A 2,045-nucleotide genomic window follows, 5' to 3' on the forward strand; every position below is an offset into this window, starting at 1 on the left:
CGCGGGCCCGGCGCCCACCACCACGGGAGGCACCGCCGGCGCAGGCAGGGGAGACGGCGGCGTGTACGCCGGGGCCTGTGCGGCCCGGCTGATCTTCCGGCTCCTGGCTCGGCGGAGAATAGCGGACTCCTCCTTGACCGCGACCTCCACCGTGTAGACCAGGCGGACTTCTTCCCGGGCGTCCACACTGCGGCGGAGTAAGCGCAGGGAGAGAATGTCCTTCTCCCGCATCCGGAGCAGCCGGGCGGCCTCAGCGGCCAGCTCCGCCATGCCGGCCTCCGGCGGGAGCTTGATGGAATCGATTCTTAACACCTTGTTCAAAGTTCCTTTCAGATGTGTTTAAGATAAGCATACTATACTTCAGTCAAAGGTTCAAGGAAGAGCCCCTGAAAAGCTTCCGGTTTTTTCCGGAGCGCCGTCCGGGACAATTCAAAAATTGGAATCAGAAACTTCATACTTTTGACACGATCCCATGTTATCCTCTGTTCTAAACAATGGATGAGCGGGATACATAATAGGAGGCAATCATTATGTATAACGACGAACACAATCTCTATCACTACACCTACCGGAAGGACGGCAGCGAGGCGGAGGCGCATTCGGCTCCCCAGCCCGGCCCGGTACAGGACCATAACAGCGGGCCGCAGCAGCCCGTGCAGGAGATGAAGCCTGTGAAGAAAAACCGCATTGGACTGAAGGTGACGGCCCTGGCCCTGTGCTGCGCCCTGCTGGGCGGCGCCGTGGGCGGCGGCATTGTCTGGGGCGTCGGCAGAAGCGGCGACGAGACCTCGGTCAACGTCAGCGGCCGCACCGTCAGTCAGGTCGCACTGAAAACCGTGGACGGCAAGACGGCGATGAGCGACGCGGAGGTTTACGCCGCCAATGTCAACAGCGTGGTGTCTATCAATGTCACCGGGACCAACAGCAACAACTTCTTCGGTCAGCCGGTACAAACGGCATCCTCCGGCTCCGGCTTTATTCTCACCACGGATGGCTATATTGTCACCAACTACCATGTGGTGGAGGATGCCCAGACCGTGAAGGTCACCCTGTACAACGGCGATGAATACGACGCCCAGTATGTGGGCGGGGATGAGGACTACGACATCGCGGTCATCAAGATCGAGGCCTCCGGCCTGCAGGCCGTCACCCTGGGCGACAGTGAGAAGCTGAATGTGGGCGACCGGGTTCTGGCCATTGGCAACCCCCTGGGGGACCTGACGTTCTCCATGAGCGGCGGCATGGTCTCCAGCGTGAACCGCACCATCAACGTGGACGGCACGCCCTTCAATATGATCCAGACCGATACCTCCATCAACCCCGGCAACTCCGGTGGTCCGCTGCTGAACAGCTACGGCGAGGTGGTGGGTATCGTGTCCGCCAAATACTCCAGCTACGGCAGCTCCGGCGAGAGTGTGGAGGGCTTGGGCTTCGCTATCCCCATCAATGACGTCATCAGCATGATCCAGGACATCATGACCAACGGCTATGTGAGCAACAAGGCCTATCTGGGCGCCACCATCGGCACCCTGACCAGCGGCATGGCCCAGCAGTACCGCTATGACATCAGCCAGGGTGCCTTCGTATACTCTGTGGAGGACGGCAGTCCGGCGGCTGCGGCGGGCCTGCAGTTGGGCGACGTTATCACCGCCATCGACGGCACGGAGATCACCTCCCTGGAGGACCTGACCGCTGCCAAGAAGGGCTATGCGGCCGGCGATACCTCCACACTGACCGTCTACCGCCAGGGTGAGACCATCACTCTGGAGCTGACCTGGGGCGCCGTGTCTGCCGATCAGCAGTCCGCTGTGCAGGGCCAGACGGAGCAGGATCAGAACACCCAGAACGGCGGCGGGTACACCAATCCTTACGACCTCTTCGAGTACTTCTTCGGCTGATGGCGGGAGACTCCCGCAGCCAGAAATAACTCTGCGGCCCGGTGGCGGCTCTGCGGCAGATGCTGCGGAAGGGCAAAAAGCCGCCGGATGCGGCGGGCGGCGGAGATTTCAGATAGAACGAAAAGGGCGCACCGCGGAACCGCGGTG

At 61.3% G+C, this 2,045-nt stretch carries 1 protein-coding gene and 1 pseudogene; one reads left to right on the plus strand and one right to left on the minus strand.

All coding sequences use genetic code 11. The annotated features are described in order from the left end of the window. Positions 1–312, minus strand: a pseudogene (locus HMPREF1546_RS01280) (hypothetical protein); the annotation flags it as partial. A gap of 218 nt (positions 313–530) precedes the next feature. Here HMPREF1546_RS01280 and HMPREF1546_RS01285 point away from each other — a divergent pair. Further along, entirely contained in the window at positions 531–1,898 is a 1,368-nt protein-coding gene (locus tag HMPREF1546_RS01285; RefSeq protein ID WP_021749685.1) for a S1C family serine protease, read from the plus strand. The last annotated feature ends 147 nt before the right edge of the window (positions 1,899–2,045 follow it).

It is taken from the genome of Oscillibacter sp. KLE 1745, from assembly GCF_000469445.2.
Classification (GTDB): domain Bacteria; phylum Bacillota; class Clostridia; order Oscillospirales; family Oscillospiraceae; genus Oscillibacter; species Oscillibacter welbionis.